At 61.6% G+C, this 23397-nt stretch carries 24 protein-coding genes; 8 read left to right on the forward strand and 16 right to left on the reverse strand.

Features of this window, described 5'->3' with window-relative positions:
- Positions 1 to 9: 9 nt before the first annotated feature.
- The 10 genes from FGE05_RS20470 to FGE05_RS20515 all read right to left on the reverse strand — a co-directional run bounded on the left by FGE05_RS20470 (position 10) and on the right by FGE05_RS20515 (position 9413).
- Positions 10 to 1158, reverse strand: a complete 1149-nt coding sequence (locus FGE05_RS20470) for an efflux RND transporter periplasmic adaptor subunit (RefSeq protein WP_139647780.1) — start codon at positions 1156 to 1158, stop codon at positions 10 to 12.
- A gap of 151 nt (positions 1159 to 1309) precedes the next feature.
- Positions 1310 to 2407 carry a DUF1513 domain-containing protein gene (locus FGE05_RS20475; RefSeq protein WP_139647782.1) on the reverse strand — a complete coding sequence of 366 codons (1098 nt, stop codon included), beginning with the start codon at positions 2405 to 2407 and terminating at the stop codon, positions 1310 to 1312.
- Positions 2408 to 2409: 2 nt separating this feature from the next.
- Positions 2410 to 3474, reverse strand: a complete 1065-nt coding sequence (locus FGE05_RS20480; protein ID WP_139647784.1) for an imelysin family protein — start codon at positions 3472 to 3474, stop codon at positions 2410 to 2412.
- Between the two features lie 26 nt (positions 3475 to 3500).
- Positions 3501 to 4937, reverse strand: coding sequence for a di-heme oxidoredictase family protein (locus FGE05_RS20485; RefSeq protein WP_139647786.1), 1437 nt, complete (start codon positions 4935 to 4937; stop codon positions 3501 to 3503).
- Positions 4938 to 5168: 231 nt separating this feature from the next.
- On the reverse strand, positions 5169 to 6509 hold the full coding sequence (locus tag FGE05_RS20490) for a cell wall metabolism sensor histidine kinase WalK (protein ID WP_139647788.1): 1341 nt from the start codon (positions 6507 to 6509) through the stop codon (positions 5169 to 5171).
- 66 nt (positions 6510 to 6575) lie between these two features.
- Positions 6576 to 7013, reverse strand: a complete 438-nt coding sequence (locus tag FGE05_RS20495; protein ID WP_139647790.1) for a Spy/CpxP family protein refolding chaperone — start codon at positions 7011 to 7013, stop codon at positions 6576 to 6578.
- Positions 7014 to 7306: 293 nt separating this feature from the next.
- Positions 7307 to 7984, reverse strand: coding sequence for a response regulator transcription factor (locus FGE05_RS20500; RefSeq protein WP_139647792.1), 678 nt, complete (start codon positions 7982 to 7984; stop codon positions 7307 to 7309).
- 7 nt (positions 7985 to 7991) lie between these two features.
- Positions 7992 to 8402 (reverse strand): hypothetical protein, encoded by a 411-nt coding sequence (locus FGE05_RS20505; RefSeq protein ID WP_055137744.1) that lies wholly within the window; start codon positions 8400 to 8402, stop codon positions 7992 to 7994.
- Positions 8403 to 8515: 113 nt separating this feature from the next.
- Positions 8516 to 8815 carry a YciI family protein gene (locus tag FGE05_RS20510; RefSeq protein ID WP_139647795.1) on the reverse strand — a complete coding sequence of 100 codons (300 nt, stop codon included), beginning with the start codon at positions 8813 to 8815 and terminating at the stop codon, positions 8516 to 8518.
- A 1-nt stretch (position 8816) separates the two neighbouring features.
- Positions 8817 to 9413: a septation protein A gene (locus FGE05_RS20515; protein ID WP_139647796.1), complete on the reverse strand. Its 597-nt coding sequence runs from the start codon at positions 9411 to 9413 to the stop codon at positions 8817 to 8819.
- A gap of 87 nt (positions 9414 to 9500) precedes the next feature.
- Between FGE05_RS20515 and FGE05_RS20520 the strand changes: the two genes are divergently transcribed.
- The 5 genes from FGE05_RS20520 (at position 9501) to rluB (ending at position 14284) form a co-directional block, all read left to right on the forward strand.
- A complete protein-coding gene (locus FGE05_RS20520; RefSeq protein WP_139647798.1) occupies positions 9501 to 10364 on the forward strand; it encodes a PHP domain-containing protein in 864 nt (287 codons plus the stop codon).
- Between the two features lie 13 nt (positions 10365 to 10377).
- Positions 10378 to 11007 carry an L-threonylcarbamoyladenylate synthase gene (locus tag FGE05_RS20525; RefSeq protein WP_024779546.1) on the forward strand — a complete coding sequence of 210 codons (630 nt, stop codon included), beginning with the start codon at positions 10378 to 10380 and terminating at the stop codon, positions 11005 to 11007.
- Positions 11008 to 11139: 132 nt separating this feature from the next.
- The gene (locus FGE05_RS20530) at positions 11140 to 11838 is read left to right on the forward strand and encodes a ScpA family protein (RefSeq protein WP_173668659.1); all 699 of its coding nucleotides are present in this window, start codon (positions 11140 to 11142) and stop codon (positions 11836 to 11838) included.
- Between the two features lie 11 nt (positions 11839 to 11849).
- A complete protein-coding gene (scpB, locus tag FGE05_RS20535; protein WP_139647800.1) occupies positions 11850 to 12788 on the forward strand; it encodes an SMC-Scp complex subunit ScpB in 939 nt (312 codons plus the stop codon).
- 278 nt (positions 12789 to 13066) lie between these two features.
- Positions 13067 to 14284, forward strand: coding sequence for a 23S rRNA pseudouridine(2605) synthase RluB (gene rluB / locus FGE05_RS20545; RefSeq protein ID WP_139647804.1), 1218 nt, complete (start codon positions 13067 to 13069; stop codon positions 14282 to 14284).
- Between the two features lie 221 nt (positions 14285 to 14505).
- On the opposite strand, the gene FGE05_RS20550 is transcribed toward rluB, so the two are convergent.
- Complete coding sequence (locus FGE05_RS20550) at positions 14506 to 15471, reverse strand: leucyl aminopeptidase (protein WP_139647806.1); 966 nt, start codon at positions 15469 to 15471, stop codon at positions 14506 to 14508.
- Between the two features lie 90 nt (positions 15472 to 15561).
- Positions 15562 to 15699 carry a hypothetical protein gene (locus FGE05_RS29910; protein ID WP_003178782.1) on the reverse strand — a complete coding sequence of 46 codons (138 nt, stop codon included), beginning with the start codon at positions 15697 to 15699 and terminating at the stop codon, positions 15562 to 15564.
- Between the two features lie 634 nt (positions 15700 to 16333).
- Between FGE05_RS29910 and FGE05_RS20555 the strand changes: the two genes are divergently transcribed.
- Together FGE05_RS20555 and arfB are read left to right on the forward strand one after the other, a co-directional pair.
- Complete coding sequence (locus FGE05_RS20555; protein WP_139647808.1) at positions 16334 to 17743, forward strand: amino acid permease; 1410 nt, start codon at positions 16334 to 16336, stop codon at positions 17741 to 17743.
- 212 nt (positions 17744 to 17955) lie between these two features.
- Positions 17956 to 18369, forward strand: coding sequence for an alternative ribosome rescue aminoacyl-tRNA hydrolase ArfB (gene arfB / locus FGE05_RS20560; RefSeq protein ID WP_024779552.1), 414 nt, complete (start codon positions 17956 to 17958; stop codon positions 18367 to 18369).
- Between the two features lie 46 nt (positions 18370 to 18415).
- On the opposite strand, the gene FGE05_RS20565 is transcribed toward arfB, so the two are convergent.
- The 3 genes from FGE05_RS20565 to FGE05_RS29915 all read right to left on the reverse strand — a co-directional run bounded on the left by FGE05_RS20565 (position 18416) and on the right by FGE05_RS29915 (position 20263).
- Entirely contained in the window at positions 18416 to 19615 is a 1200-nt protein-coding gene (locus FGE05_RS20565; protein WP_139647810.1) for an MFS transporter, read from the reverse strand.
- 93 nt (positions 19616 to 19708) lie between these two features.
- Positions 19709 to 19903: a hypothetical protein gene (locus FGE05_RS20570; protein ID WP_139647812.1), complete on the reverse strand. Its 195-nt coding sequence runs from the start codon at positions 19901 to 19903 to the stop codon at positions 19709 to 19711.
- A gap of 216 nt (positions 19904 to 20119) precedes the next feature.
- Complete coding sequence (locus FGE05_RS29915; RefSeq protein WP_162843596.1) at positions 20120 to 20263, reverse strand: hypothetical protein; 144 nt, start codon at positions 20261 to 20263, stop codon at positions 20120 to 20122.
- Positions 20264 to 20603: 340 nt separating this feature from the next.
- On the opposite strand from FGE05_RS29915, the gene FGE05_RS20575 reads away from it, so the two are divergent.
- Entirely contained in the window at positions 20604 to 22229 is a 1626-nt protein-coding gene (locus tag FGE05_RS20575; RefSeq protein ID WP_139647813.1) for a methyl-accepting chemotaxis protein, read from the forward strand.
- Positions 22230 to 22267: 38 nt separating this feature from the next.
- On the opposite strand, the gene FGE05_RS20580 is transcribed toward FGE05_RS20575, so the two are convergent.
- Positions 22268 to 23290: a transporter gene (locus tag FGE05_RS20580; RefSeq protein ID WP_139647814.1), complete on the reverse strand. Its 1023-nt coding sequence runs from the start codon at positions 23288 to 23290 to the stop codon at positions 22268 to 22270.
- Positions 23291 to 23397: the final 107 nt, after the last annotated feature.

Raw genomic sequence — 23397 nt, forward strand, 5'->3', positions numbered from 1 at the left:
ATTCCTTGATCAGTCCGCGCGGCGCGGGCTGTTCTGTTCGGTCAGGGTCTTGTCGTCGCTGATGGCGATGTGGGTACCGTTATCCAGTCTGATCTGGCCGGCGATCACGACCTGTTCGCCGCTCTGTATGCCCTTGGTAACCAGCACCAGCCCGTCACGACGTTCGCCGGTCTCGACGAAGCGCCGTTCGACAATCAGGACCGGCTGGCCCTTGTCGTCCTTCTCGACACTGCCGTCGGCGGCTTTTTTCTGTGTGACCACGTACATGGAGTTGCCATAGAGGGTGTAGGTCACGGCACTCTCCGGCACGACAATTCCGGCCGCCACGTCCGGCAGGATCACCTGCAGGTTGGCGAACATGCCGGGCAACAGCTTGCCATCGGGGTTGGCGAGGGTGGCGCGTACCAGCACATTGCGGGTGCTGTCCTCGACCTTGGGGTTGATGGCACTGATGGCGCCGACGAACGTCTGGCCGGGGTAGGCCGAGACGCCGACGTTGACCGATTGGGCAACAGCCAGCCTTGGCACCGTTTGCTCGGGGACGTAGAAGTCGACGTAGAGGCTGCTGAGGTCTTGCAGGGTGGCGATGACCGTGCCGCTGGCAAGGTAGTCGCCGACATCCACCTGGCGAATGCCGATGGTGCCGCTGAACGGCGCGACGATGCGTTTCTTGTCCAGAGAAGCCTTGAGCTGATTGACCGTGGCCTGGTTCTTTTTCAACTGCGCCGAAAGTCGGTCGAATTCACCCTTGGAGATCGCCTGGCTGCCCACCAGTTGCCGGCCGCGGCCGAAGTCCAGTTGTGACAGGCCCAGGTCGGCCTCGGCGGTTTCCAGCAGGGCACTTTCGACCTCGCTGTCCAGTTGCAGGAGCGGCTGTCCGGCCTTGACCTTCTGTCCGGACTGGAACAGCACCTTCTGCACGGTCCCGGCAATCTCCAGGCTCAGGTCCACGCCTTGCAACGCCTTGAGACTGCCAACGGTAGGCAGCCGGCTCTGCCAGGGCTGCTCGGCGGCACTGGCCACGGCAACACCGATGGGTGGTTTCGGTACAGAAAACGACTGGATCTGCTGGTAGATGGAGAAGGCCTTGTAGCCGCCCAATAACAGCACCACCAACAGGACAACACCCAACATGATCAGCATGCGGCGTCGCAGCATGTTCCACTTCCTTGGACAGGCGTTTAAAAAGACATTCAGGCCGGCACATTACTCTGAGTGTGCGGGTGATTCCAGATCCTGCAAGGCCTACGTCGCGTAGGAATATTCCTGAAATACAGGGGGCTGCATCGATAGCTTCGCCCCCATTCAATCAGGCCAGATGCAAATGGTTGTCCCAGAGCCCCGCCGGCAGGTCCAATGGCTTTGCTACCAGTTGGGCCTGTCGGCAATCGTAATAGCGGCAACGCCCCTGACCCGAGGTCACGACGAAGCCATCCGCCACCGCACCCACCCCGGCGCAATCCGGCAGAGGGGCATCCAGGCGGACTTCACCACTGTCCAGGTCCCAGATGAAAAAGCGATTGCCACGAGGGGCCGTCAGGGCGACCAGGCGCAGGTCGCTGTGCACGGCGACACTGGCGGTGTAGTGCCCCATGGCTTGCAATTGCTGTTCGGCCACCGGAAACGCCTTGAAGGGCTGGCCCGGACGCTTGATCGCCACCAGCTCCGAGGATTCGTGGGCGTCCCCCATGAACTGCTGGCCGGAAACGATGGTGCCGTCACTGGCGATGCCCAGGTGGCGCACGCTGTTCATCTGCTGGGGGAGGGTCTCCTTGCTCAACAGCGTGCCATCGCGCTGCATGAGCACCAGGCTGGGCTCCATGGCGTCGAGGTTCATCTCGACCCGGCTCTCGGCTTCGGTGCGGATGCCGCCGTTGGCCACTACCAGGGTTTCGCCGTCGGGCATCCACGACACCTGGTGCGGGCCGATGCCGTGGGTGGGGATTTCGCCGCTGTGCACCAGCCGATCGCCTTCGAAGCGGTACACGCCCAGCAGGCCGCGTCCGGGATCCGAGGTGTCATTCTCAGTGGCGTACAACCACTCGCCGCTGCGATGGATCACCGCATGGCCGTAGAAATGCCGGTTCGGCAAGGACGTGATGGTCTGCAGCAATGTCCCGTCGCGCAGATCGATCAGGTAGCTTTTGGTGCCCGGGCGACGGGCAACGAACAGCGCAACCGGCTGCGATGGATGATTGACGATGTCATGGCAACGCTGGTCGACCTGGGTGGCAAACACCCGTGTGCCGTCCAGTCGATAACCCACGGCGTAGTGCTTGCCGTCGCCATCGTCCCGTGCCGAAAGCAGCAGCGCAGGGGTGTCCTTTTGCTTGAACAGCGTCCAGCCACCCAGGGTAACGGCGCCGAGCAGCAAGCTGCCCAGCGCCAGAGCCTGACGTCGAAACATGATCAGTCACCGTCGTTGGCATTGAAGCCCAGTTGGATGCCCAGCGCCTTGGCCAGTTCGCCTTCATGCAGGCGATGGACGACGTTGAGGCTGTCGTACAAATCATTGAGCTGCTGACGCCCGGCGTCGTCGTTGAGCATTTCGGTCAGCGAACGCTGGGTGCTGGCGAACAGCTTCAACGATGCGTCATAGGCGGCGTCGATCTTGTCGGCCAAGGGCTTCTGGTCGCTTGGCAACAGACCGCGCAGGCCTTTGTTATCAACACCGACCCAGACCGTCCTCGCCGCGTTGAGGCTGGCTTCCAGGCCTTGCAGCGACGACTGGCTGCGCCAGGCGTCGGCCTGGAAAGGTTGCGGCACGCCTTTGGTCTGACGGCCCATCGGGGTGCCGAGTTTCTTCTTCAATGTGTCGAGGGCAGTGACCTGGACCCGCAGCAGATCGGCGATCGCTTCGTGGGAATCGGCGTAGCGCTGGTTCGGGAACTTGCTCATCTGGGCGAGCATGCCGTCGTTGGTGTTCCAGCGCGACAGGATCTCTTCGGCCAGTTGCTTCTGACGTTCACCGATGGCCATCAGCAGTGGGCAATACTTGGCTTTCTGCGCGCTGTCGGCCATGTCGATCTTGGCGTCGAACAGCAGGTATTCGTAGGCCGAGAGGCCCTGGACCACGACGCTGGATTTGGCCAGGGCGGCGGCATCGATCTGTGGCTGGCTTTCGACCAGTTGCTCGACCTGACGGCCCACCAGGTTTTTCTTGTCCGGCCAGAACTGTACCTGCCAGGCGCGGTTGCCCTCGGCCAGCGGACCGATCAGCAGCGGTTGCAGCTCGGCCCAGGCCTTTTGTGCCTTGAGGAAGTCGGCGCGGGCGGTGTCCAGGTTTTCCTTGCCTTGGCAGAACGCCAGGGCGCTGCTCGCCAGTTGCCGGTCGGCATCGACCCAACGGCTGTAGGTCGGCAGGATCACTTGCTTGGCGATGGCGGCCGACGTGACGGCTTGCGGGTCCTGCGGCGAGCAGGCGCCGAGGGCGATGGCGGCGAGGCTGGTGAACAACAGCTTGGGACGGAACATGTCGGACTCCCGTTTCGGAAAATTGTTTAAAGGGAATTCAGGAAAGCCAGCAACGCGGCGCGTTGCTCGGCATTGAATGCTAAAACCTGGCGCTGTGCCGCTTGCGCTTCACCGCCATGCCACAGCACGGCTTCGAGCAGGTTGCGGGCGCGCCCGTCGTGCAGGAATTGGGTGTGGCCGCTGACGGTTTCGGTCAAGCCGATACCCCACAGCGGCGGGGTCCGCCAGTCACGGCCACCGGCCTTGAATTCGCTGCGGTTGTCGGCCAGGCCTTCGCCCATGTCGTGCAACAACAGGTCGGTGTAAGGACGGATGACCTGGTTCGCCAGCTCCGGCTCGGCGGCGTTCGGGGACGTGGTGTATTTCGGTGTATGGCAGGACTGGCAACCGACCTGGAAAAACAGATTCTTGCCGGCCAGCACCTGGGGTGAACCCACGTCCCGGCGCGCCGGTACGGCCAGGTTGCGACTATAGAACAGCACCAGCCGCAGGATGTTGTCGCTCACCTCTGGTTCGCCGTCCGGGCCGTTGCCATTGGGCGCGCGCTTGCAATCGACCTGGGCCTCGGTGCAGTCGTCGAACGGCCGCAGGCTTGTCGTCAGGCCCATGTCGCCGGAGAACGCGTGGACGTTCTGCTGGTTGAGGTTGGGTTGTCCGGCTTTCCAACCGAAACGTCCCATGACGGTTTTCTGCTGGGCATCGTCCCAGACCTGATTCGGTCGACCGGCAATGCCGTTCTTCTCCCGCGCCTGGGCCGCGGCGTTCGCCAGGATGGCTTCATCGGGAATGGCTTCCAGCAATCCCAGGCCGATCATTGGCGGCGCGACCCGGGCGGATAATCGTGTGTCAGGGTGCATCGGACCGTAGCCCAACTGGCTGATCTGCAGGCTCGGCTTGCGCAGTTCCACCACCGTGCCGTCGTTGAAACGCACCGGGACAGGCGCGTAGTCAACCCGCACCTTGCCTTCCGGGGCGACGCCGGGGACGGACATATCCTGTAGCTGCCCGCCGTAGACCGGCTCCGGCACCACGCCCAGGTGCTCGATGACCTTGGCGTAGGGCGGCGCATCGGGGATCGACAGGCGCACCAGCATCGACACCGCATTGGCCGTGTCCGGCGTTGGCGGATGGCCGCGACCGTCCTTGATATGGCAGTTCTGGCAGGCATTGGTATTGAACAGCGGCCCGAGGCCATCCCGGGCAGTGGTGGTCGACGGTGCGATCACCCAGGGGCTGCGGAAAAAACTGTTGCCGACGCTGAAGTCCACGCGCCGCGAAGGCGGGAGGTTGGCCGAGGGCAGGGAGAATGCGTTCTGGTCGGCCTTGCGTACCGTCGCGGCGCCGCCAGACCGGGCTTCACCGGGCTCGGCCTGGGTAAAGCGCGGCGCATCGTCGCAGGCACTCAGGCCCATGGCCGTGGCCAGTGCCATGAACAGCGCGCATAGAAGAGGCAACGACGGCATCGAGCATCCCGGAAGACGAGTGAAACGAGGGCGCAAAGTCTAACAGGATGGGGGACTTTGAATAAGAGGAATTATCGTTTGGTTTTGGGGCGGCAGTCCTGTCGCCACAATCCTGTGGGAGCGAGCCTGCTCGCGAGACGATGGTTCAGTCGATGATGATGTTGACTGACACGACCCCTTCGCGAGCAGGCTCGCTCCCACAATTGTTTTGCGGTGACTGCGGGCATGGGCTTAAGGCTGGACAACCGCCCCCGGCACCAACGGCAGTTCCAGGCTTGCGATGAACCCGCCCCCGGGATGATTGGCCAGTATCAACGTACCACCGTGGCGTTCGGCGGCACGGCGCGCAATGGCCAGGCCCAGGCCATGACCGGCGGCAGTCTGGCCCGGCGCACGATAGAACGGTTCGCCCAATTGGCCCAAGTGTTCGGCTTCCACGCCCGGGCCATGGTCGCGCACACTCACCATGACTCGTTCGCCCTGGCGCACCGCGCGCATCTCGATGGGTTGTCCGGCGGGATTGAAGCGCTGGGCGTTGCGCAGCAGGTTGTCTACTGCTCGCTCGATCATGGTCGGCCAGCCCTTTAGGGTCAGGTTCGGCTCGGCGTTCAGTTGTACGCTTTGCTCGGGAGAGGCCAATTGCGCATCTTTTTGCAGGGTGACCAGCAAGCCATTGAGGTCCACGTCTTCGGCGCTGGCGTTGTCGGCATCGACCCGGGCCAGTACCAGGATTTCACTGATCAACGCTTCCAGGCGATCGCATTCGCGGGTCAGGCGCGGCCATAGCGCTTCGCGCTCCTGTGGGCCGGCCCGCTCCGCCAATGCCAGGGCGATGCGCAGGCGGGCCAGGGGCGAGCGCAGTTCATGGGACACGTCCCGCAGCAACTGTCGCTGGCTGCCGATCAGGCTTTGCAAGCGCGCGCCCATGCGGTTGAAGTCTGTCGCCAGTACACCGAATTCGTCGCGGCGGTTGGCCAGTTTGGCGAGGCTGTTCTGCTGGTAGGTGGTCTGTCCCAGGTCATGCACGGCGCCGCGCAGTCGGTTCAACGGGCGAGTGATGGAGAGGGTCACCAGCAGACTGAACACGGTCAGTACCACCAGGGCGATCCCCAGGGCACTGAGGGGCCAGAGCAGGCTGTCACGGTGCCAGGCGTCCAGCTCGGGATGGGGGATGCGGTAGATGAACAGGTAAGTGTCGCCGGTCTTGGCGCTGGTGAACTCGTCGGTCAGGCGCCGCCAGGGCAGGCGTCGGTCGTCGTTGTTCTGTCGTGCCTCGAAGGCGGCCGCGCGATGGGGAAACGTGCCGCGCACCACCGGGTCGCCACTCTCGTTGAACACCTGAACGTCGATGTGATACTGGCGTTTGCGCTGCTGCAGAATATCCTGGGCGGCGTCTTCGCCCTGGCTTTCGTAGGTTTGCGTCCACTCTTCGGGCAGGGTGTTGAGCCCCGGATGGCGGCTGAGAATCCAGGCGTCCTGGTTCAGCATGTGCCCCAGCAGGATGGAGAGCCCAGCAACCAGCGTGATGGCCAGCCAGAAACTGGCCAGGATGCGCCAGAACAATGAACGCACGGTAAATCCTCGAAGACAGGGAAAACCCAGCGGCGCGCAGCCGCTGGGCTGGGGAGTATCAGCGCATTATTGCGCTTTTTGCGGCTGTTGCGCCTTCCAGGCCTTGAACTCCGCCCACTCGGCGCGACGCTCGGCCTGTTTCTTCTGGATCGCGTCGAACTCTTTTTGCTGCTCGGGTTTCAACAGACCACGGATCTGGGCGTCGACTTTCTGATGGCGGGCTTCCATTTCATCCTGCATGGCCTTCTGGTCGGCCGGCGACAGTTTCGCCAGGTATTTTTCTACCAGCTCCTGACGTTCATGGCGCTGTTCGCCCATGATCCTGCGGATCTGCTGACGTTGTTCGTGGGTCAGGTCCAGTTGGCTGTACGGGCCTCTGTCGTGCATCTGGCCGCCGTGACGCGGGCCGTCCATCGGCCCCATCGGACCAGCGCCTTCCGGCATGGCCATGGCCACGGTTGGCAGGGCGGCAGCGAACATCAGAGCGGTAAGGGTCTTGCGCATGGTGTGTCTCCTTGTCTCGTTCCCGGTCATTCCGGATGTGTGCAGATTACGGAGATCAAGGTCAGCGGCGGTCAGGGGTGGGTAAAGCTTGGGTAAAGAGGTTTTGGCGCGATCCTGACAAAAAGTCAGTGAAGTGAATGGTTTCTTTGTGGCGAGGGGATTTAGCGAAACGTCGCACCGCCCCGTTGGGGTGCGAAGCGCCCCCAAGTCTGTCTGCCACCGCGTGACATCAGATAGATCTTAAGGGGGCTGCTGCGCACCCCAGCGGGGATAAATCCCCTCGCCACAGGGGGTTAGAGGCTGTAGTAGTAACCCCGGCTGCGCAACGCCACGATGCGCGGGCGGCCGTCGGGATGGGGGCCGATTTTCTTGCGCAGGTTGCTCACGTGCATATCGAGGCTGCGGTCGTACAAGGTCAGCTTGCGGCCCAGGGCGATCTGCGCCAGCTCCTGCTTGTCCAGCGGCTCGCCCGGCTGCTTGAGCAGCGCTTCGAGCAGGCGGCTCTCGGACACGGTGAGGGTCTGTTCCTGTTCATCGATGCTGACCACACCACGTACCGGGCTGAAGGTCAGGTCGCCCAGTTCGATCTGGCTGGACACCGCCGTCGGATGACTGCGGCGCAGCACGGCGCGCAGGCGGGCGGTCAGTTCCCGTGGGTCGCAGGGTTTGGCCAAGTAGTCGTCGGCGCCCAGTTCCAGGCCAAGGATGCGGTCCAGCGGCTCGCCGCGGGCCGACAGCATCACCACCGGCAGTTCCGGATGGTCGTTGCGCAATTGCTTGAGCAATTCCAGGCCACTGCCGTCGGGCAGCATCACATCCAGCACCACCGCCGCCGGAGCGGTTTCGGTCAGGGCTTTGCGGGCACTTTGGCCATCGTGGCAGGCCCGTACCTGGAAACCTTCCTGACCCAGCCAACTGCCGAGGAGCTCACACAGCTCCTGGTCATCATCAATCAGTAACAGCTCGCTCATGAATCACTCAATTTAGCCATTGCCGACGCTGTCTACGTCCACCGCTGGCAAAGATACCGCAGAGTAGGGCCAATAGCGCTACCCCGGCGCCAATGACGAACCATTGCTGTTGATCGGTCAACAGGCGCGGCAGCGGGCTTGACTGGGCTTCCTTGAGTTGCAGCTTCAGACGCTGGTTCTCCTGGCGCAACCGGCTCACCAGTGCGGTTTCACGCTCGCCGTTGGCGTTCTGCAATTGTTGGGTCAGTTCTTCGCGCAGGCGTTCGCTGTCTTTCAAACGTTGCTGCAGCTCGGTGATCTGGCCGCCTGCGCTCAGGGACAAGGGGGTCGAATGACTGCCCTCGGTGCTTTCTTCGCCATGGGCAGGTGCCCCGATCGACAACATGACCCATAACAGGCACAACGGACCTTTGCGCATTGTCACTCCTGAATTCCAATCGAGACTAGACAGATTAGACAGGTTGTCGGCAGGCAAACGGGAACAATGAGCAGTTGAGCGCAATGAGCCATGAAGGCTCATTGCGCCGCGGGTTACGGCAGGACTTGCTTGAACGGCTTGACCACGACATTGGCGTAGACGCCGGCGGTCACGAACGGATCGGCCTCGGCCCAGGCTTGTGCGGCGCCCAGGGAGTCGAACTCGGCGACGATCAGGCTGCCGCTGAAACCTGCGGCGCCTGGGTCGTTGCTGTCCACCGCAGGGTGCGGGCCAGCCAGCACGATACGGCCTTCGGCCTTGAGCTGCTGCAGGCGCGCCAGGTGTTCGGGGCGGGCGGCCAGGCGTTTTTCCAGGGAGTTGGCGACGTCGGTGGCAATGATTGCGTAGAGCATGTCAGTCCTCGGTTTTTTGCGTGGGGGTGTCGGCATCGTGCAGATGACGGGACAGGTAGATGCCCTGGCCGATCAGGAACAGCAGCGTCATGCCCAGGCTGCCGAAGACCTTGAAGTCGACCCAGTAGTCCTGGAACGTGAACGCGACGAACAGGTTGGCGCCGCCGCAGAACAGGAAAAAAGCGATCCAGGCGATGTTCAGGCGGGTCCAGATCACGTCCGGCAGACTGACGGCATGACCCATGATGCGCTTGATCAGCAGGCTGTCGCCGATGAAATGACTGCCGATAAAGGCCAGGGCGAACAGCCAGTTGACCACCGGCGCTTTCCATTTGAGGAAGGTGTCGCTGTGGAAGGCCAGGGTCAGGCTGCCGAACACAAGGCAGGCAATCAGGGTCAGCCACTGGCTTTTTTCCAGCTTGCGCTGGGAGATGAACAACGCGCCGTAGACCACCAGGGAACTGATGATGAGCACCGCGGTGGCGCTGTAGATACCACCTACTGTGAGGGTCTGACCGGCAATGTCGACGGTGCGAGGGTCAAGTTTATAGGTGATGAAAAACAGCAGAAGCGGGATGAAGTCGATGAATTGTTTCACAATGGCAGCCAGAAGCAGGATGTGACGGCATAATAACAAACATCCCAGGCCGCGATAGGGCCAGCTGATTTGAGGTAACAAACCCCCGTGAATGTTGATTTGCACTGCCATAGCACGGCGTCCGATGGCGCCCTGGCGCCTGCAATTGTGGTGGCGCGGGCGTTCGAGCACGGCGTGCGAGTCCTGGCCCTGACCGATCACGACACCCTTGAAGGCCTCGACGAGGCCCGCTGCGCGGCGACGGCGTTGGGCGTGCAACTGGTCAACGGGGTCGAGTTGTCCTGCACTTGGGGTGGGGCAACCATCCATGTGCTGGGCTACGGTTTCGATGTCGATGCGCCGCCGCTGGTCCAGGCCATCGCCGAATTGCGCGACGGTCGCTGGCTGCGTGCCGAGGAAATCAGCCGCAAGCTGGCCCTCAAGGGCATGCCCGGTGCGCTGGAGGGCGCCCGGCAGATCCAGCAGGAGCTGGGAGACAGCGGCAATGCGCCGGCCCGGCCGCACTTCGCCGACTGGATGGTGCGCGAAGGTTTCGTCAAGGACCGTGCTGAAGCGTTTCGCAAATGGCTGGGGGCCGGCAAGCTGGGGGACGTCAAGCAGCATTGGCCTACGCTGGAGCAGACGGTTGAAACCCTGCGGGCCGCCGGGGCCTGGGTCAGCCTGGCGCATCCGTGGCACTATGATTTCACCCGCAGCAAACGTCGCCGCCTGATAGCCGACTATATTCAAGCAGGGGGCCACGCCATTGAGGTGGTCAATGGCCATCAGCCGGCCGAGCAGGTCGGCAGCCTGGCGATTCTGGCCCGGGAGTTTGGCCTGCTGGTCACGGCCGGCAGTGATTTCCATGGCCCTGGAGGCTGGTCCGAGATCGGCGAGTACCGCCCGTTGCCCGAAGATCTGCCACCGCTTTGGTGTAGATTCAAACATGATCTTGTTACCGACGCCGTCTGAACAGGTAGAACACGTGAGTCAATTTTTCCAGATTCATCCGGAAAACCCGCAAGCGCGCCTGATCAAACAGGCGGTGGAAATCATTCGAGGTGGTGGTGTGGTGGTCTATCCCACCGACTCCTCCTACGCCATCGGCTGCCAGATCGGCGACAAGAATGCCGTGGAGCGGGTCAGGCGCCTGCGCCAGTTGGACGACAAGCACAACTTCGCGCTGATCTGCAGTGACCTGTCGCAACTGGGCCTGTTCGCCAAGATCGACACCGGCACCTTCCGGCTGCTCAAGGCCCATTTGCCGGGCCCCTACACCTTTATTCTCAACGCCACCCGCGAAGTGCCGCGACTGTTGCTGCACCCGAAGAAACGCACCATCGGCCTGCGGGTGCCGAGCCATCCGATTGCCCTGGCGCTGTTGGCGGAACTGGGTGAGCCACTGATGAGCGTGACGCTGATCATGCCCGGTGAAACCGATCCCCTGACCGATCCCTACGAAATGCGTCAGTTGCTCGAACATCAAGTCGACCTGATCATCGACGGTGGTTACGGCGGTATGAAGGCCTCCACCGTGATCAACCTGGCCGACGGCGAGCCGCAGGTGGTGCGCGTCGGTTGCGGCGATCCAGCGCCGTTCCTGGTCGAGGCCTGAATGTCCGCCGTGGAAACCGTGGTGGACAGTGTGGACAGTCAGGCCGGCGCCCAGCAGGAGCTGCCGTTCGCCATGGTCTATGGCCAGGCGGTCACCGAAATGCCCCTGGACCTGTACATTCCGCCGGACGCCCTGGAAGTGTTCCTCGAAGCTTTCGAGGGCCCGCTCGACCTGCTGCTGTACCTGATCCGCAAGCAGAACATCAATATCCTCGACATCCCCGTGGCGGAAATCACCCGTCAGTACATGGGCTATGTCGAGCTGATGCAGTCGGTGCGCCTTGAGCTGGCGGCCGAATACCTGGTGATGGCGGCCATGCTGGCCGAGATCAAGTCACGGATGCTGTTGCCGCGTTCGGCCGAGGTCGAGGCGGAAGAGGACGATCCCCGCGCCGAACTGATCCGTCGCTTGCAGGAGTACGAGCGCTTCAAGGGTGCTGCCGAAGGCATCGATGGCTTGAGCCGGGTCGGGCGCGACGTGGTGGTGCCCAAGCTCGATGCTCCCGAGGCTCGGGCACGCAAGTTGCTGCCGGACGTGAGCCTGGAAGAGTTGCTGATGTCCATGGCTGAAGTCCTGCGCCGGGGCGACATGTTCGAAAGCCATCAGGTCAGCCGCGAAGCGCTGTCCACCCGCGAGCGCATGAGCGATGTGCTGGAACGGCTCAAGGGCGGCGGTTTTGTACCGTTCGTCGAGCTGTTCACCGCCGAGGAAGGGCGGTTGGGGGTGGTCGTCACGTTTATGGCGATCCTGGAGCTGGTCAAGGAATCCTTGGTCGAGCTGGTGCAGAATGAGCCGTTCGCAGCGATTCACGTGCGGGCACGAGCCGAATAACGAGCAAATCAATGAATCTGACTGAACCCCGCGAGCTGGCCCCCTTGCTTGAAGCTTTCCTGTTGGCCTCGGGAAAGCCGCAATCGATGGAGCGTCTGTTCGAGCTTTTCGAAGAAGGCGAGCGGCCGGAGCCGGCCGTGTTCAAGAAAGCCCTGACCCTATTGGGTAAGTCCTGCGAGGGGCGGGCTTTCGAACTCAAGGAAGTGGCCTCCGGTTATCGCCTGCAGATCCGCGAGAAATTCGCGCCCTGGGTCGGGCGTCTGTGGGAAGAGCGGCCCCAGCGTTACTCCCGCGCCATGCTCGAAACCATGGCCTTGATTGCCTACCGCCAACCGATCACCCGTGGCGAGATCGAGGACGTGCGGGGCGTGGCGGTGAACAGCCACATCGTCAAGACGTTGCTGGAGCGCGAGTGGATCCGAGTCGTCGGCTACCGCGACGTGCCGGGTAAACCGGCGATGTTCGCCACCACCAAGGCTTTCCTCGATCATTTCAACTTGAAAAACCTCGATGACCTGCCGCCGCTGGCCGAACTGCGGGAGTTGGAGCCCGAGCCGATGCTCGAGTTCGACGACGCCCCGGTGCCCCAGGGGTTGCAAGACCTGGCCGACGCCAGTGCCGAACCGGAGGAGCCCAAGGAAGAAACCAGCTTTCATTCGTTGCTGCTGGAACTGGACACCATGGAGGAGGGGCTCAAGACCGATTTCGACGACTTGCTGCGTGACGGTCCGGAACCTGAAGGCGAGGCGCCTGATCATGCAGTTGAACCCGCGGCCGAGGCTGAACCCGAAGAGGACATTCTCGGGGTTGCCGAAGCCCGGGAAAAACTGTTGGCTGCTGTTGCTGCCCTTGAGCCGCACGTACCCGAGCCTGAGTTGAGCGACGAAGAAGCCGAAGCCCGGGCGCTGGCTGAAGCGATCGAAAACGAACGTCGCCAGTTTGAGGATTGATCCAGCTGACATCGCCCCCCATGTGGGAGCGAGCCTGCTCGCGATTGCGGTCGTTAAGCTTGCATCAACGTTGGACATGCAGCCGCCAGCGCGAGCAGGCTCGCTCCCACAGGAGAATGCAGGGACGGTAGACCACCGATCGGCGGAAAAACCACTGAGCACCCATCGATCAACTAGTCTCTGATGCGCAAACCCCTCAACGGGCGTATGATTCGCGACCCTTTGGCGAACCCTTCGCCAAACGACCCTTTTCAAGACCACACCGGGAGGTGCCCAGCATGAAAGACCAAGACCAGAACGACAGCCACGAAATCGGCCCCGCAGGCGAGAAACTGCAGAAAGTCCTCGCCCGTATCGGCGTCGGCTCGCGCCGTGACGTGGAAGCCTGGATCACTCAGGGCCGGATCAAGGTCAACGGCAAAGATGCCACCTTGGGCCTGCGCGTCGACATGCACGACGCCATCACCATCGATGGCAAGGTGATCAAGCGCGAAGAGGCCGCCGAAACGGTGCGCCGCGTGATCATGTACAACAAGCCCGATGGCGAGATCTGCACCCGTGACGACCCGGAAGGCCGTCCGACCGTGTTCGACAAGATGCCGCGTCCGAAAGAAGGTCGCTGGATCAACATCGGTCGCCTGGACATCAACACCACCGGTCTGCTGATGTTCACCACCGACGGTGAACTGGCCAACCGCCTGATGCACCCGTCCTACGAGATGGACCGTGAGTACGCCGTGCGTGTACGCGGTGAAGTCGACGACGAGATGATCGAGCGCCTGAAGGCCGGCGTCGTACTGGAAGACGGCCCGGCGCGTTTCACCGACATCAAGCAGGCGCCGGGTGGTGAAGGTTTCAACCACTGGTACCACTGCGTGGTGATGGAAGGCCGTAACCGTGAAGTGCGTCGTCTGTGGGAATCCCAGGGGTTGGTGGTCAGCCGTCTGAAGCGCGTGCGTTTCGGCCCGGTGTTCCTCAACTCCGACCTGCCGATGGGCCGCTGGCGCGAAATGAGCCAGCAGGAAGTCGACATCCTGTCGGCCGAGGTGGGCCTTGCGCCTGTGGCAATGCCGCAGATGACCGCCAAGAGCAAGGACAAGCTGGAGCGGATGCAGCGTAAATCCTCGCGTCCGATGGGCAAGACCGAGCGCGTGCGGACTTTGCGTCCAGCGGCTGAGGGCGCGGCGCCTGGTCCACGAGCTCCCCGCCAGCCGCAGATCGAAGGCGAACGTCCGGCCCGCAAGCCGGGCCCACGTCAGGATGGCGAACGCGGCCCACGCACGCCACGCCCGGCCAACGGCCGGACTGAGCGTGGCGACGGTCGCGGTACGCCGGTGGCTGAACGTCCGGCCGACGTCAAGCGTCCGGCCAAGCCGACCTCGAAGAAACGCCCGGCCATTACCTTGGTGGATCGCGATGCGCCGTCGGGCAAGCGTCGTGGTGCACCGGCGGGCTCGGGGCAGCGTCCGGGGTTTGGTCGTCGTAAGCCGGAATGAGGCCGCTTTGAGTTTCTAGCGGCAAGCGGCAAGAAAAAACGCCAACCCTAGGGTTGGCGTTTTTTTTGGTCTGGCTTTAGTGATGGGGTGTAGCTGAGACCGCCATCGCGAGCAGGCTCGCTCCCACAGGGGAATGGTGACGAGCACAAGTTTTCCATTCAGTTGTGGGAGCGAGCCTGCTCGCGAAGAGGCCGGCATCACCAACCACAATCCCCAGCGGACTAAAGCACAAACCGCCCATCAAACATCGGCTCATTATCCAGCGCCAGCACACCGCTCTCGAAAATCAGATCCAGGTGATGACTGCCCTTGGCGCCGCCACCCAGTCCCAGGTGCAGGCCGCAATGGCGCTCCTCGAACCCGGCGTTTCGCGCATACAGGCTCTTGACCCCTTCGTTGGTGCCAATCCCCAACTCCTCGATGCGCCGGTTGGACGGGTTGGCGTCCAGGTATCGGTTGAAGTCATGTTCCAGGCCCGGCACTTCGGTGGCGATTTTCTGGATGGTGGAGTCTTCGATCCACAGTTCCAGCGGCGACTGCAGCACGCCATATTTGCGGGCGAACGGGATGGTGCTCAGGAATGTGCCGACGAAACTCACCCGACCATTGATGGTGTCGCTGTGGGTCGCGATTTCGCCGGGGGCCAGGTCGTAGTTGCCGAGGCCGTTGATGTCGGTCCACTTCTTGACGCTGTCCAGGGACGTGTCGAAGTACGAGCCGTGCTGGTCCTGGAAGCTCAATGTGCTGGCCTGGGACATGCGCTGGATGAGATGGCTGTTGAGCCCGGCGATACGTTGCGGGATGACGCTGAAGGTATCGTAGAAATAATCGCCGTAGTCCTTGAACAGCAGCGATTTCTTCCAGTTGTCCGCCATCACGGCTTGCAGGGCGCGGACAAAGTCCGGGCCGTCAGGCCGTGGATTAGGCAGGGTGGAAGAGTCGTAGAAGAAAATATACAGATCGCTGTCGGCGATGGCCTTGGACAAGCGCTCGGTGGGTTCAAGGTCCAGGCGCATGGCGCTGAACCGGAAGGGCGAGCCGCTGCCTGCCTGTTCGGCGATGGCGCCGGTCAGTGCTTCGTAGTCGGCGGTATGGCCGAGCAGTACCTTGGCGGGCTGGATACCGGCCAGGGCAGGGTGGTGTTCGAGGTAGTAAAGGAAATGAGAGATGGCTCGTTGTGTGTCCATACTTGTTTTCTTCCCTGATCGATTAGCGTCCCGGACAACCTGCTAAAAGTGGCGGAGCCGACCGGCCGGATCAACTCCGCCGGGTTGCGCTTACAGAGGCCACATCGCCGTGCCGAATGGAACGACGGCATCGGCTTGCATCATTTCTACGGCGGCTTCATGGGTTGGCGCTTCAAACCATTCGTCCAGTTGCAGTTCGGTTTCCAAGTCTTTGTCCAGTGCTTGCATAGTGAATCTCCTAGATGACTTTTACGGAAAGTTGCGGGCAATCCGGTGAGTGAAAGCTGACCGTAGATAGCACCGCAGAGGCTTGCCGGCACGATGCCTGGGCAAGTCGCTAAAACCTAGTCGACGGGTTTTTGGAATGCAAAAAATAATTTTATTTTTTTGATATGAACTTTTTGTTCTATTTTTCGCGGATTTTTTTACCTATTTAAAACAGCCACCTGCAAGGTTTATTGAATAGGAAGCTTCCTACCGTCAATTTGTAGACGGCTTACAGAAAATTCCTACATGGAAAAAATTCGTTACGCATCGTAAAGAAAAGCTGACGAAAAGGAGGCGGGCGCCCGGTTAGAAATTCTCCTTCATGTGAATGTAAGAAAAACCTTCCAGCCGGCCTTCCACGCGTTGTGTCAGAGGGTGTTGGCCGGCTTGTTTCCAATCGATGAGGAGGGTCAGATGCGCCTCATACCTTGTCAGGGTGTCTGGCAGCCAAGGGTCGGCGGTGTACAATGCGCCGCGTTTTACTGTGACCCTTCGCGTACCCACGCACCTTCAAGGTTATCCGCCTTGCTCATTCCGCCACGTCACAAGCGTGTCGGGTTCGATTTCGTCACAGATAAAAACAAACAGGTGACGCATGACCGGTGTAAATACAGGCGAGCTGAAACGCGGCCTGAAAAATCGACATATTCAATTGATCGCCCTCGGCGGCGCGATCGGTACCGGCCTTTTCCTGGGCTCGGCAGGGGTGCTGAAATCAGCCGGCCCGTCGATGATCCTGGGCTACGCCATCTGCGGTTTCATCGCCTTCATGATCATGCGCCAGTTGGGCGAAATGATCGTCGAAGAGCCGGTGGCCGGTTCTTTCAGCCATTTTGCCCACAAGTACTGGGGCGGTTTCGCCGGGTTCCTGTCGGGTTGGAATTGCTGGATTCTGTATATCCTGGTGGGCATGTCCGAGCTGACGGCGGTGGGCAAGTACATCCATTACTGGGCGCCGGACATTCCGAGCTGGGCTTCGGCGGCGGCGTTTTTCATCCTGATCAACGCCATCAACCTGGCCAACGTCAAAGTCTTCGGTGAAGCCGAGTTCTGGTTCGCGATCATCAAGGTCGTGGCGATTGTCGGCATGATTGCCTTGGGTAGCTACCTGCTGGTCAGTGGTCACGGCGGCCCGCAAGCGTCGTTGACCAACCTGTGGTCCCATGGCGGGTTCTTCCCCAATGGCGTGAGCGGCCTGGTGATGGCGATGGCGATCATCATGTTCTCCTTTGGTGGTCTGGAAATGCTCGGCTTCACCGCCGCCGAGGCCGACAAGCCGAAAACCGTGATCCCCAAGGCCATCAACCAGGTGATCTACCGGATCCTGATTTTCTACATCGGTGCCTTGGTGGTGCTGTTGTCCCTGACTCCTTGGGACAGCCTGCTGGCCACCCTCAATGCCTCCGGCGATGCCTACAGCGGCAGTCCGTTCGTGCAGGTGTTCTCGATGCTGGGTAGCAACACGGCGGCGCACATCCTCAACTTCGTGGTGCTGACCGCCGCGCTGTCGGTGTACAACAGCGGTACCTACTGCAACAGCCGCATGCTGCTGGGCATGGCCGAGCAGGGCGATGCGCCCAAGGCCCTGGCCCGGATCGACAAGCGTGGCGTGCCGGTGCGTTCGATCCTCGCTTCGGCGGCGGTGACGCTGGTGGCGGTCTTGCTGAACTACCTGATCCCGCAACATGCGCTGGAGCTGTTGATGTCGCTGGTGGTCGCGACCCTGGTGATCAACTGGGCGATGATCAGCTACTCGCATTTCAAGTTCCGCCAGCACATGAACCAGACGCGCCAGGTGCCGCTGTTCAAGGCGCTGTGGTACCCCTATGGCAACTACATCTGCCTGGCGTTCGTGGTGTTCATCCTGGGCGTGATGTTGATGATTCCCGGCATCCAGGTTTCGGTTTACGCGATTCCGGTGTGGCTGGTGTTCATGTGGGTGTGCTACGTGATCAAGAACAAGCGCAGTGCCCAGCATGAGTTGGCCGTGGCGGCTGCCAAGTAAGCATCCTTGAAATACCCCAAACCCGGCCGAGTGCCGGGTTTGTTTTTTCTGATTCACCCTCTGTGGGAGCGAGCCTGCTCGCGATGGCGTCGGGTCATAAGCGTCAATGGTGGCTGGCACACCGCAATCGCGAGCAGGCTCGCTCCCACAGGGATTGAGCGTTGTCCCTGGGATTCGGAGTATTCTGTGGGGCCTGATACCGGACACTTTTCATGCTGGCGATTTCCAACAACGTGCACATCCCCGATGCCGAGATCGAGCTGACGGCCATCCGCGCCCAGGGTGCCGGGGGGCAGAATGTCAACAAGGTGTCCAGCGCCGTGCACCTGCGCTTCGACATCCCGGCTTCGTCATTGCCCGAGTTCTATAAGGAGCGGTTGCTGGCCCTGCGTGACAGCCGCATCACCAGCGACGGCGTGTTGATCATCAAGGCCCAGCAGTATCGGACACAGGAACAGAACCGGGCCGATGCATTGGAGCGCCTGGTCGAACTGATCCTCAGTGCCACCAAGGTTGAGAAGAAGCGCCGCCCGACCAAACCGACCCTGGGGTCGAAGACGCGTCGCCTGGAATCCAAGAGCAAGCGTGGCTCGATCAAGGCCGGGCGGGGCAAAGTAGACTTCTAGTGGCCTGTGTGGCTAATTCGCGTACTCGAATTAACCGTACAGGCCACTAGCTTCTGCTCCTTTCCTCGCGATACCTCGGCGCCTGCCGGTACAGGTAGATGCTCAATCCCAAGCCGCCGATCGCTGCCAAGGCCGCGAACAGGAAGATCGAGGCAAAGCCAAACCCTGCCGCAATCGCACCGGCCAACGGTCCGGTGATCCCCAGCGACAAATCAATGAACAGCGAATAGGCGCCCACCGCCGCCCCACGGCTGGAAGCCGGCACCAGGTTGACGGCCTCGACACCCAGTGCCGGGAATACCAGCGAAAAACCGAAGCCGCTCAACGCTGCGCCCGCCAATGCCCACTGCGCATCCGGTGCCAGCCATAAGAGCAACAAGCCAAGGGTTTCCACCGACAGGCAGGCAATCGCGACCCGAAAGCCCCCCAGGCGATTGATCAGATTGCCGAACAGCAAGCGCGCGCCGATGAAGCAGGCACCGAACAGGCTCAGGCATAGCACCGCGTTGTCCCAATGCCGGGTCGCGTAGTACAGGGTAATGAAGGTGGCGATGGTGCCGAAACCGATAGAGCCCAGAGCCAGGCCGCAGCCATGGGGCAGGACGCGCCCCAGCACATGCATGAATGGCAGGCGTTCGCCGACAACGATGGGGGCGGCGGTTTTTGGCCAGGCCAGCGCGACCCCCAGCACGGCCAGCAGGATGATGCTGACGCCCATGCTCCATAGTCCCAGGGACTTGACCAGCCATACCCCCAGCGGCGCGCCAATCGCCAGCGCGCCGTAACTGGCAATGCCGTTCCAGGAAATCACCTTGGCCGTATTCGCTGCGCCGACCCGGCCAATGCCCCAGCCAATCGAACCCGAACCCACCAGGCTTTCAGCGCTGCCCAGCACCAGGCGACCGATCAGCAGGCTGATCAGGCTCAGGGTCGGCAGCTCATGGGTCCAGGCGGACGCCAGCATGAACACGCCGCTCAACCCACATCCGGCGAGGCCGAAGATGACGGCGCGCTTGCTGCCCAGGTTGTCGATGATCTTGCCTGCGTAAGGGCGGCTGAGGAGGGTGGCCAGGTACTGGACGCTGATCACCAGCCCGGCGATCACCGCGCCAAAACCCAATTCGCCGTGGACGAACCCGGGCAGCACGGCCAGGGGGATGCCGATATTCAGGTAGCCGATGAAGGTGAAGAGGACGATGGAAACGACTTGCAGCGTGACCGCCAGGGGGCGCTGGGAATCTGACATGGGAAAAGGTCCACGGAGCAGCAGGATAGATAGGCTGCTTATGATAACGGCGCGCGCGGGGATGAGGCGTGGGAAAGTAAAACTATTTGCCGGTCAGCCGTCGTTTTGCCCAGCGACCAGGTGTGTGGTGACCAGCGCGGCGAGGGCATTTTCCTCGGTGCCGAAACGGGCGAGCAGCGCGGCTTGTTTCTCGGGTGAAAGGCGCATCCAGATCTCGACCATTTTTTCAGTGGTGCCGATCAGCACACTGGCCTGGGCTTCGCTGAAGTTGGAGGTGTCATTGGTCATGGTCGGGGCTCGGGATTCAGGCAGTGTGGAAAGCGCATCTTAGGCTCTGTACGAAAAGTCTTGAGACGAAGGTCAGGCAAGGCGAAAACAGCCGAGGAAGCGCAGTGTACTGGAGTACATGAGCATTCCGAGGCTGTTTTCAACGCAGCATGAACGAGTATCAAGGCTTTTCGTCCAGAGCCTGCGCTTTCCACACGGTCTGGTGGTGCGGGTGGATCAGTCTTCGCTGTCGGCCTGGCGGCGTTCAGTGGCTTCTTTGGGCTCGGGCTGCCGGGCGTCTGGTTGCCCTCCGGCCTGTAGCGTGGTCGTCTGCTCAGTGTCGTGCAGGCTTGGGAAGGGGAGATTAGGAATCTCGTGCATATCGCGCTCCTCGCAAAGTCTGTTGGTAGATCTGGTAGATCCTCGCTTTTGTAAAGCCCGGGCAGGATACCGCAGGAGAGATGACAAAAAGACTTTTAAATCCCGTTGCACCGACAAATGGGATTGTCTGGACAGGTCAAGGCAAGCTCATCGATGGCCCTGCGAAAGCTGTCGATAATCGGATAAACGGCGCTCGCGAAGGCTCAAGAACGGGGCCAGCAGGCCGATGCGAAAGACAGTATTCCCGCATGCATGCCGTGACGCCGGTTGCTTGAGACATGGACGGTCTAGACGTACTGGGCCGTGGGCCCGGCTTTATCATTCCCGGAGATTTACTTCCATGTTCCTGCAAAAATCCCTGAGAGCCCAGATCCTGGCTTTGCTAGGTGGCAGCCTGTTGGCGATGCTGCTGATCGCCCTGGCCTCCTTTCATTTCCTTTCCAATGGCCTGCAGGACTATCGGCGCCTGATCGATGGGCCTTTGCATGCCTCGCAGTTGATCGACGAAGCCAACCTGCAATTCAAGGTGCAGGTCCAGGAGTGGAAAAACGTCCTGCTTCGCGGCAAGCAACCGGCGGATCTGGAGAAATACTGGAAGCAGTTCGAGGAGCGCCAGCGTGAAGTCCAGGGCATCCTGGGTACATTGATCGCGCGTGAAGGTGTCCCCGCGAACATCAGGACGCGTATCGAGCAACTGCGCAACGAACATCTTCAACTGGGGGCGGCCTACCAGAAAGGACGTGATGCATTCGTGGCGGCAGGTGGCGATCCGGCGGCGGGCGATGTGGCGGTCAAGGGGGTGGACCGTGCGGTCAGCGACCAGATGAGTGAGCTGGTGGTCGAGTTGCACAAGTTGGGCAACGAGCAGTCGGTGCTGATCAGTGCCGGTGCCGATCGTACGATTCTGTTGGGCATCGCGGTCATGCTGGTTTCTGGCCTGTTGATTGGGTTGCTCAGCCTTTGGCTGGTCAACCGCAATCTGGTGCAGCCGATCCGCAGCCTGATCGAATACGTTACCCAGCTGAGTCGCGGGCGTTTCGCCGATCGGGTGGTGAGTAACCGCCGGGACGAGTTGGGTGACCTGGCCCTCGCGGCCAATACCCTGCGTGACTTTCTGGCTGAGACCTTCACCCGCCTGCAACGCAGTGCCACGGAGCTGGACAGCGCCAGCGGTGAACTCAATGCCATCGCCAGCCTGATGAGCCAGGGCACCCACGAGCAGTTCGAACGGACCGATCAAGTGGCGACGGCGATGAACGAGATGTCCGCCACGGCCCAGGAAGTCGCTCGCCATGCCGCCGATGCGGCGCGGGCGGCGGACGATGCCGATCAGTCGGCGCAACAGGGCGAGAAGGTCATGCAGGGGACCATCCACACCATCGCCCGGATGCGGGGGGAAATCGCCAACACGGCCACGGTGATTCGCCGTCTGGAAGCCGACAGCGGACGCATCGGCAAGGTGCTGGAAGTCATCCGCGGAATCGCCGAGCAGACCAACCTGTTGGCCCTCAACGCTGCCATTGAAGCGGCTCGTGCCGGTGAGGCCGGACGCGGTTTCGCAGTGGTTGCCGATGAAGTGCGCAGCCTGGCCCAGCGCACGGCCTCGTCCATCATCGAGATCAACCAGATCATCCAGACGGTGCAAACCGGTGCAGTGGACGCGGCTCAGGCCATCGAGAGCGGGCAGTCGCGCAGCGAAGAGAGCGTGGAGCAGGTGACCCAGGCCGGCGCGATGCTCGAACGCATCACCCAGGCAGTCGAGGCGATCCGGGACATGAACCGCCAGATCGCGACGGCGGCGGAAGAACAGACGTCGGTGGCTGAAGACATTTCGCGCAATCTGACTGAAATCACCTGTATCGCCAGCACCAATCAGGACAACGTGCAACGCACCGAAGCGGCCAGCGGGAACTTGCACAGCCTGTCGGGGCAGTTGAATGAAGTGACGGCGCGGCTGAGTGCCTGATGCATCATGGCGAGGGTGCTTGCTCCCTCGCCACAGGCTCAATAATCGCGTCGCTTGCGAAATGCCCAGCGGCCGGCGATCAGGGTGAAGGTCGCCACCAGGGCCACGAGGATCCAGAAACCCTCGGGATCAGTGGCCAATGGTACGCCGCCGACGTTCATGCCAAAGAAACCGGCAATGATGTTGATGGGCAAGGCCAGTACCGTGACCACCGTCAGGGTGAACAAGGTGCGGTTGGTCTGTTCGTTGAGGTTGGCGGCGATTTCTTCCTGCAACAGCTTGATCCGTTCGCCCAGCGCGGTCAGGTCGTTGATGATCAGGGCGAATTCCTCGGTGGATTTGCGCAACTCCTTGACGTCCTCTTTTTGCAGCCATTGCGGCGGGCGGTTGAGCAGACGCAGTAATGAGCCCGGCTCCAGCGCCAACAGGCGTTGCAGGCGCACCAGCACCCGACGTTGGGCGCCGAGCTCGGCGCGATTGGTGGACAGTCGCGAAGAGAGCAACTGATCCTCGATCTGGTCGACGCTGAGGCTGGTCTTGCGCACGATCTGGGTCAGCACTTCCCCTTGGTCGCGCAGCAGATGGACGAGCAATTCCAATGGGGAGCGAAAGCACTCGCCGGCCTTGACCGATGAGCGCAGCTTGTCGACCGAGTGCAGGGGTTGCAGCCGTGCGCTGACAATCAATCGACTGTGGACGCAGACCCATAAGGTGGAGACGTCTGAGGAGACCATGTTGCTCAGGTTGAACACGACATCGTTCACCACCGCCAGCAATGCCGAGTCCACATGCTCGATGCGGGTCGAACGCGAGCCTTCGTGCAGTGCTTCGAAAAACTCCTGTGGCAAGGCCAGCTGACTTTTCATCCAGCGCTCGCAGGCGGCATGGGCCAGATTCAAGTGGAGCCAGAGAAATTCATCTTCATCTTGCGGCTGTTGCAGGCGTCGCAAGGCCTGGGCTGAATCGAGCTCCTGTCCACGCTCGCCAGGACGGAAGCGAAATCCGTAGAGCAGGCCGAACAGGTCCGGGTCGCGGTGGCTTTGGTCAATGCTGTGGTTCATGCAGTCTCGCTGGCGGGAAGTGCCTGTCGCGGCTACAGGTTCACTTGAGTGGCATCATCGCAAGCTTTCTTGATGGTTTTGTGACAGTTGTGGGTGGCCAGCGGATT

The sequence above is a fragment of the Pseudomonas sp. ICMP22404 genome (genome assembly GCF_006227205.1).
Taxonomy (GTDB): Bacteria; Pseudomonadota; Gammaproteobacteria; order Pseudomonadales; family Pseudomonadaceae; genus Aquipseudomonas.

What these genes read in the sequence shown, in the direction of transcription:
- FGE05_RS20470 (WP_139647780.1), bottom strand. Translation starts at nt 1,158, where the DNA reads ATGCTGCGACGCCGCATGCTGATCATGTTGGGTGTTGTCCTGTTGGTG.
- FGE05_RS20475 (WP_139647782.1), bottom strand. Translation starts at nt 2,407, where the DNA reads ATGTTTCGACGTCAGGCTCTGGCGCTGGGCAGCTTGCTGCTCGGCGCC.
- FGE05_RS20480 (WP_139647784.1), bottom strand. Translation starts at nt 3,474, where the DNA reads ATGTTCCGTCCCAAGCTGTTGTTCACCAGCCTCGCCGCCATCGCCCTC.
- FGE05_RS20485 (WP_139647786.1), bottom strand. Translation starts at nt 4,937, where the DNA reads ATGCCGTCGTTGCCTCTTCTATGCGCGCTGTTCATGGCACTGGCCACG.
- FGE05_RS20495 (WP_139647790.1), bottom strand. Translation starts at nt 7,013, where the DNA reads ATGCGCAAGACCCTTACCGCTCTGATGTTCGCTGCCGCCCTGCCAACC.
- FGE05_RS20500 (WP_139647792.1), bottom strand. Translation starts at nt 7,984, where the DNA reads ATGAGCGAGCTGTTACTGATTGATGATGACCAGGAGCTGTGTGAGCTC.
- FGE05_RS20505 (WP_055137744.1), bottom strand. Translation starts at nt 8,402, where the DNA reads ATGCGCAAAGGTCCGTTGTGCCTGTTATGGGTCATGTTGTCGATCGGG.
- FGE05_RS20510 (WP_139647795.1), bottom strand. Translation starts at nt 8,815, where the DNA reads ATGCTCTACGCAATCATTGCCACCGACGTCGCCAACTCCCTGGAAAAA.
- scpB (WP_139647800.1), top strand. Translation starts at nt 11,850, where the DNA reads ATGAATCTGACTGAACCCCGCGAGCTGGCCCCCTTGCTTGAAGCTTTC.
- rluB (WP_139647804.1), top strand. Translation starts at nt 13,067, where the DNA reads ATGAAAGACCAAGACCAGAACGACAGCCACGAAATCGGCCCCGCAGGC.
- FGE05_RS20550 (WP_139647806.1), bottom strand. Translation starts at nt 15,471, where the DNA reads ATGGACACACAACGAGCCATCTCTCATTTCCTTTACTACCTCGAACAC.
- FGE05_RS29910 (WP_003178782.1), bottom strand. Translation starts at nt 15,699, where the DNA reads ATGCAAGCACTGGACAAAGACTTGGAAACCGAACTGCAACTGGACGAA.
- FGE05_RS20555 (WP_139647808.1), top strand. Translation starts at nt 16,334, where the DNA reads ATGACCGGTGTAAATACAGGCGAGCTGAAACGCGGCCTGAAAAATCGA.
- arfB (WP_024779552.1), top strand. Translation starts at nt 17,956, where the DNA reads ATGCTGGCGATTTCCAACAACGTGCACATCCCCGATGCCGAGATCGAG.
- FGE05_RS20565 (WP_139647810.1), bottom strand. Translation starts at nt 19,615, where the DNA reads ATGTCAGATTCCCAGCGCCCCCTGGCGGTCACGCTGCAAGTCGTTTCC.
- FGE05_RS20570 (WP_139647812.1), bottom strand. Translation starts at nt 19,903, where the DNA reads ATGACCAATGACACCTCCAACTTCAGCGAAGCCCAGGCCAGTGTGCTG.
- FGE05_RS29915 (WP_162843596.1), bottom strand. Translation starts at nt 20,263, where the DNA reads ATGCACGAGATTCCTAATCTCCCCTTCCCAAGCCTGCACGACACTGAG.
- FGE05_RS20575 (WP_139647813.1), top strand. Translation starts at nt 20,604, where the DNA reads ATGTTCCTGCAAAAATCCCTGAGAGCCCAGATCCTGGCTTTGCTAGGT.
- FGE05_RS20580 (WP_139647814.1), bottom strand. Translation starts at nt 23,290, where the DNA reads ATGAACCACAGCATTGACCAAAGCCACCGCGACCCGGACCTGTTCGGC.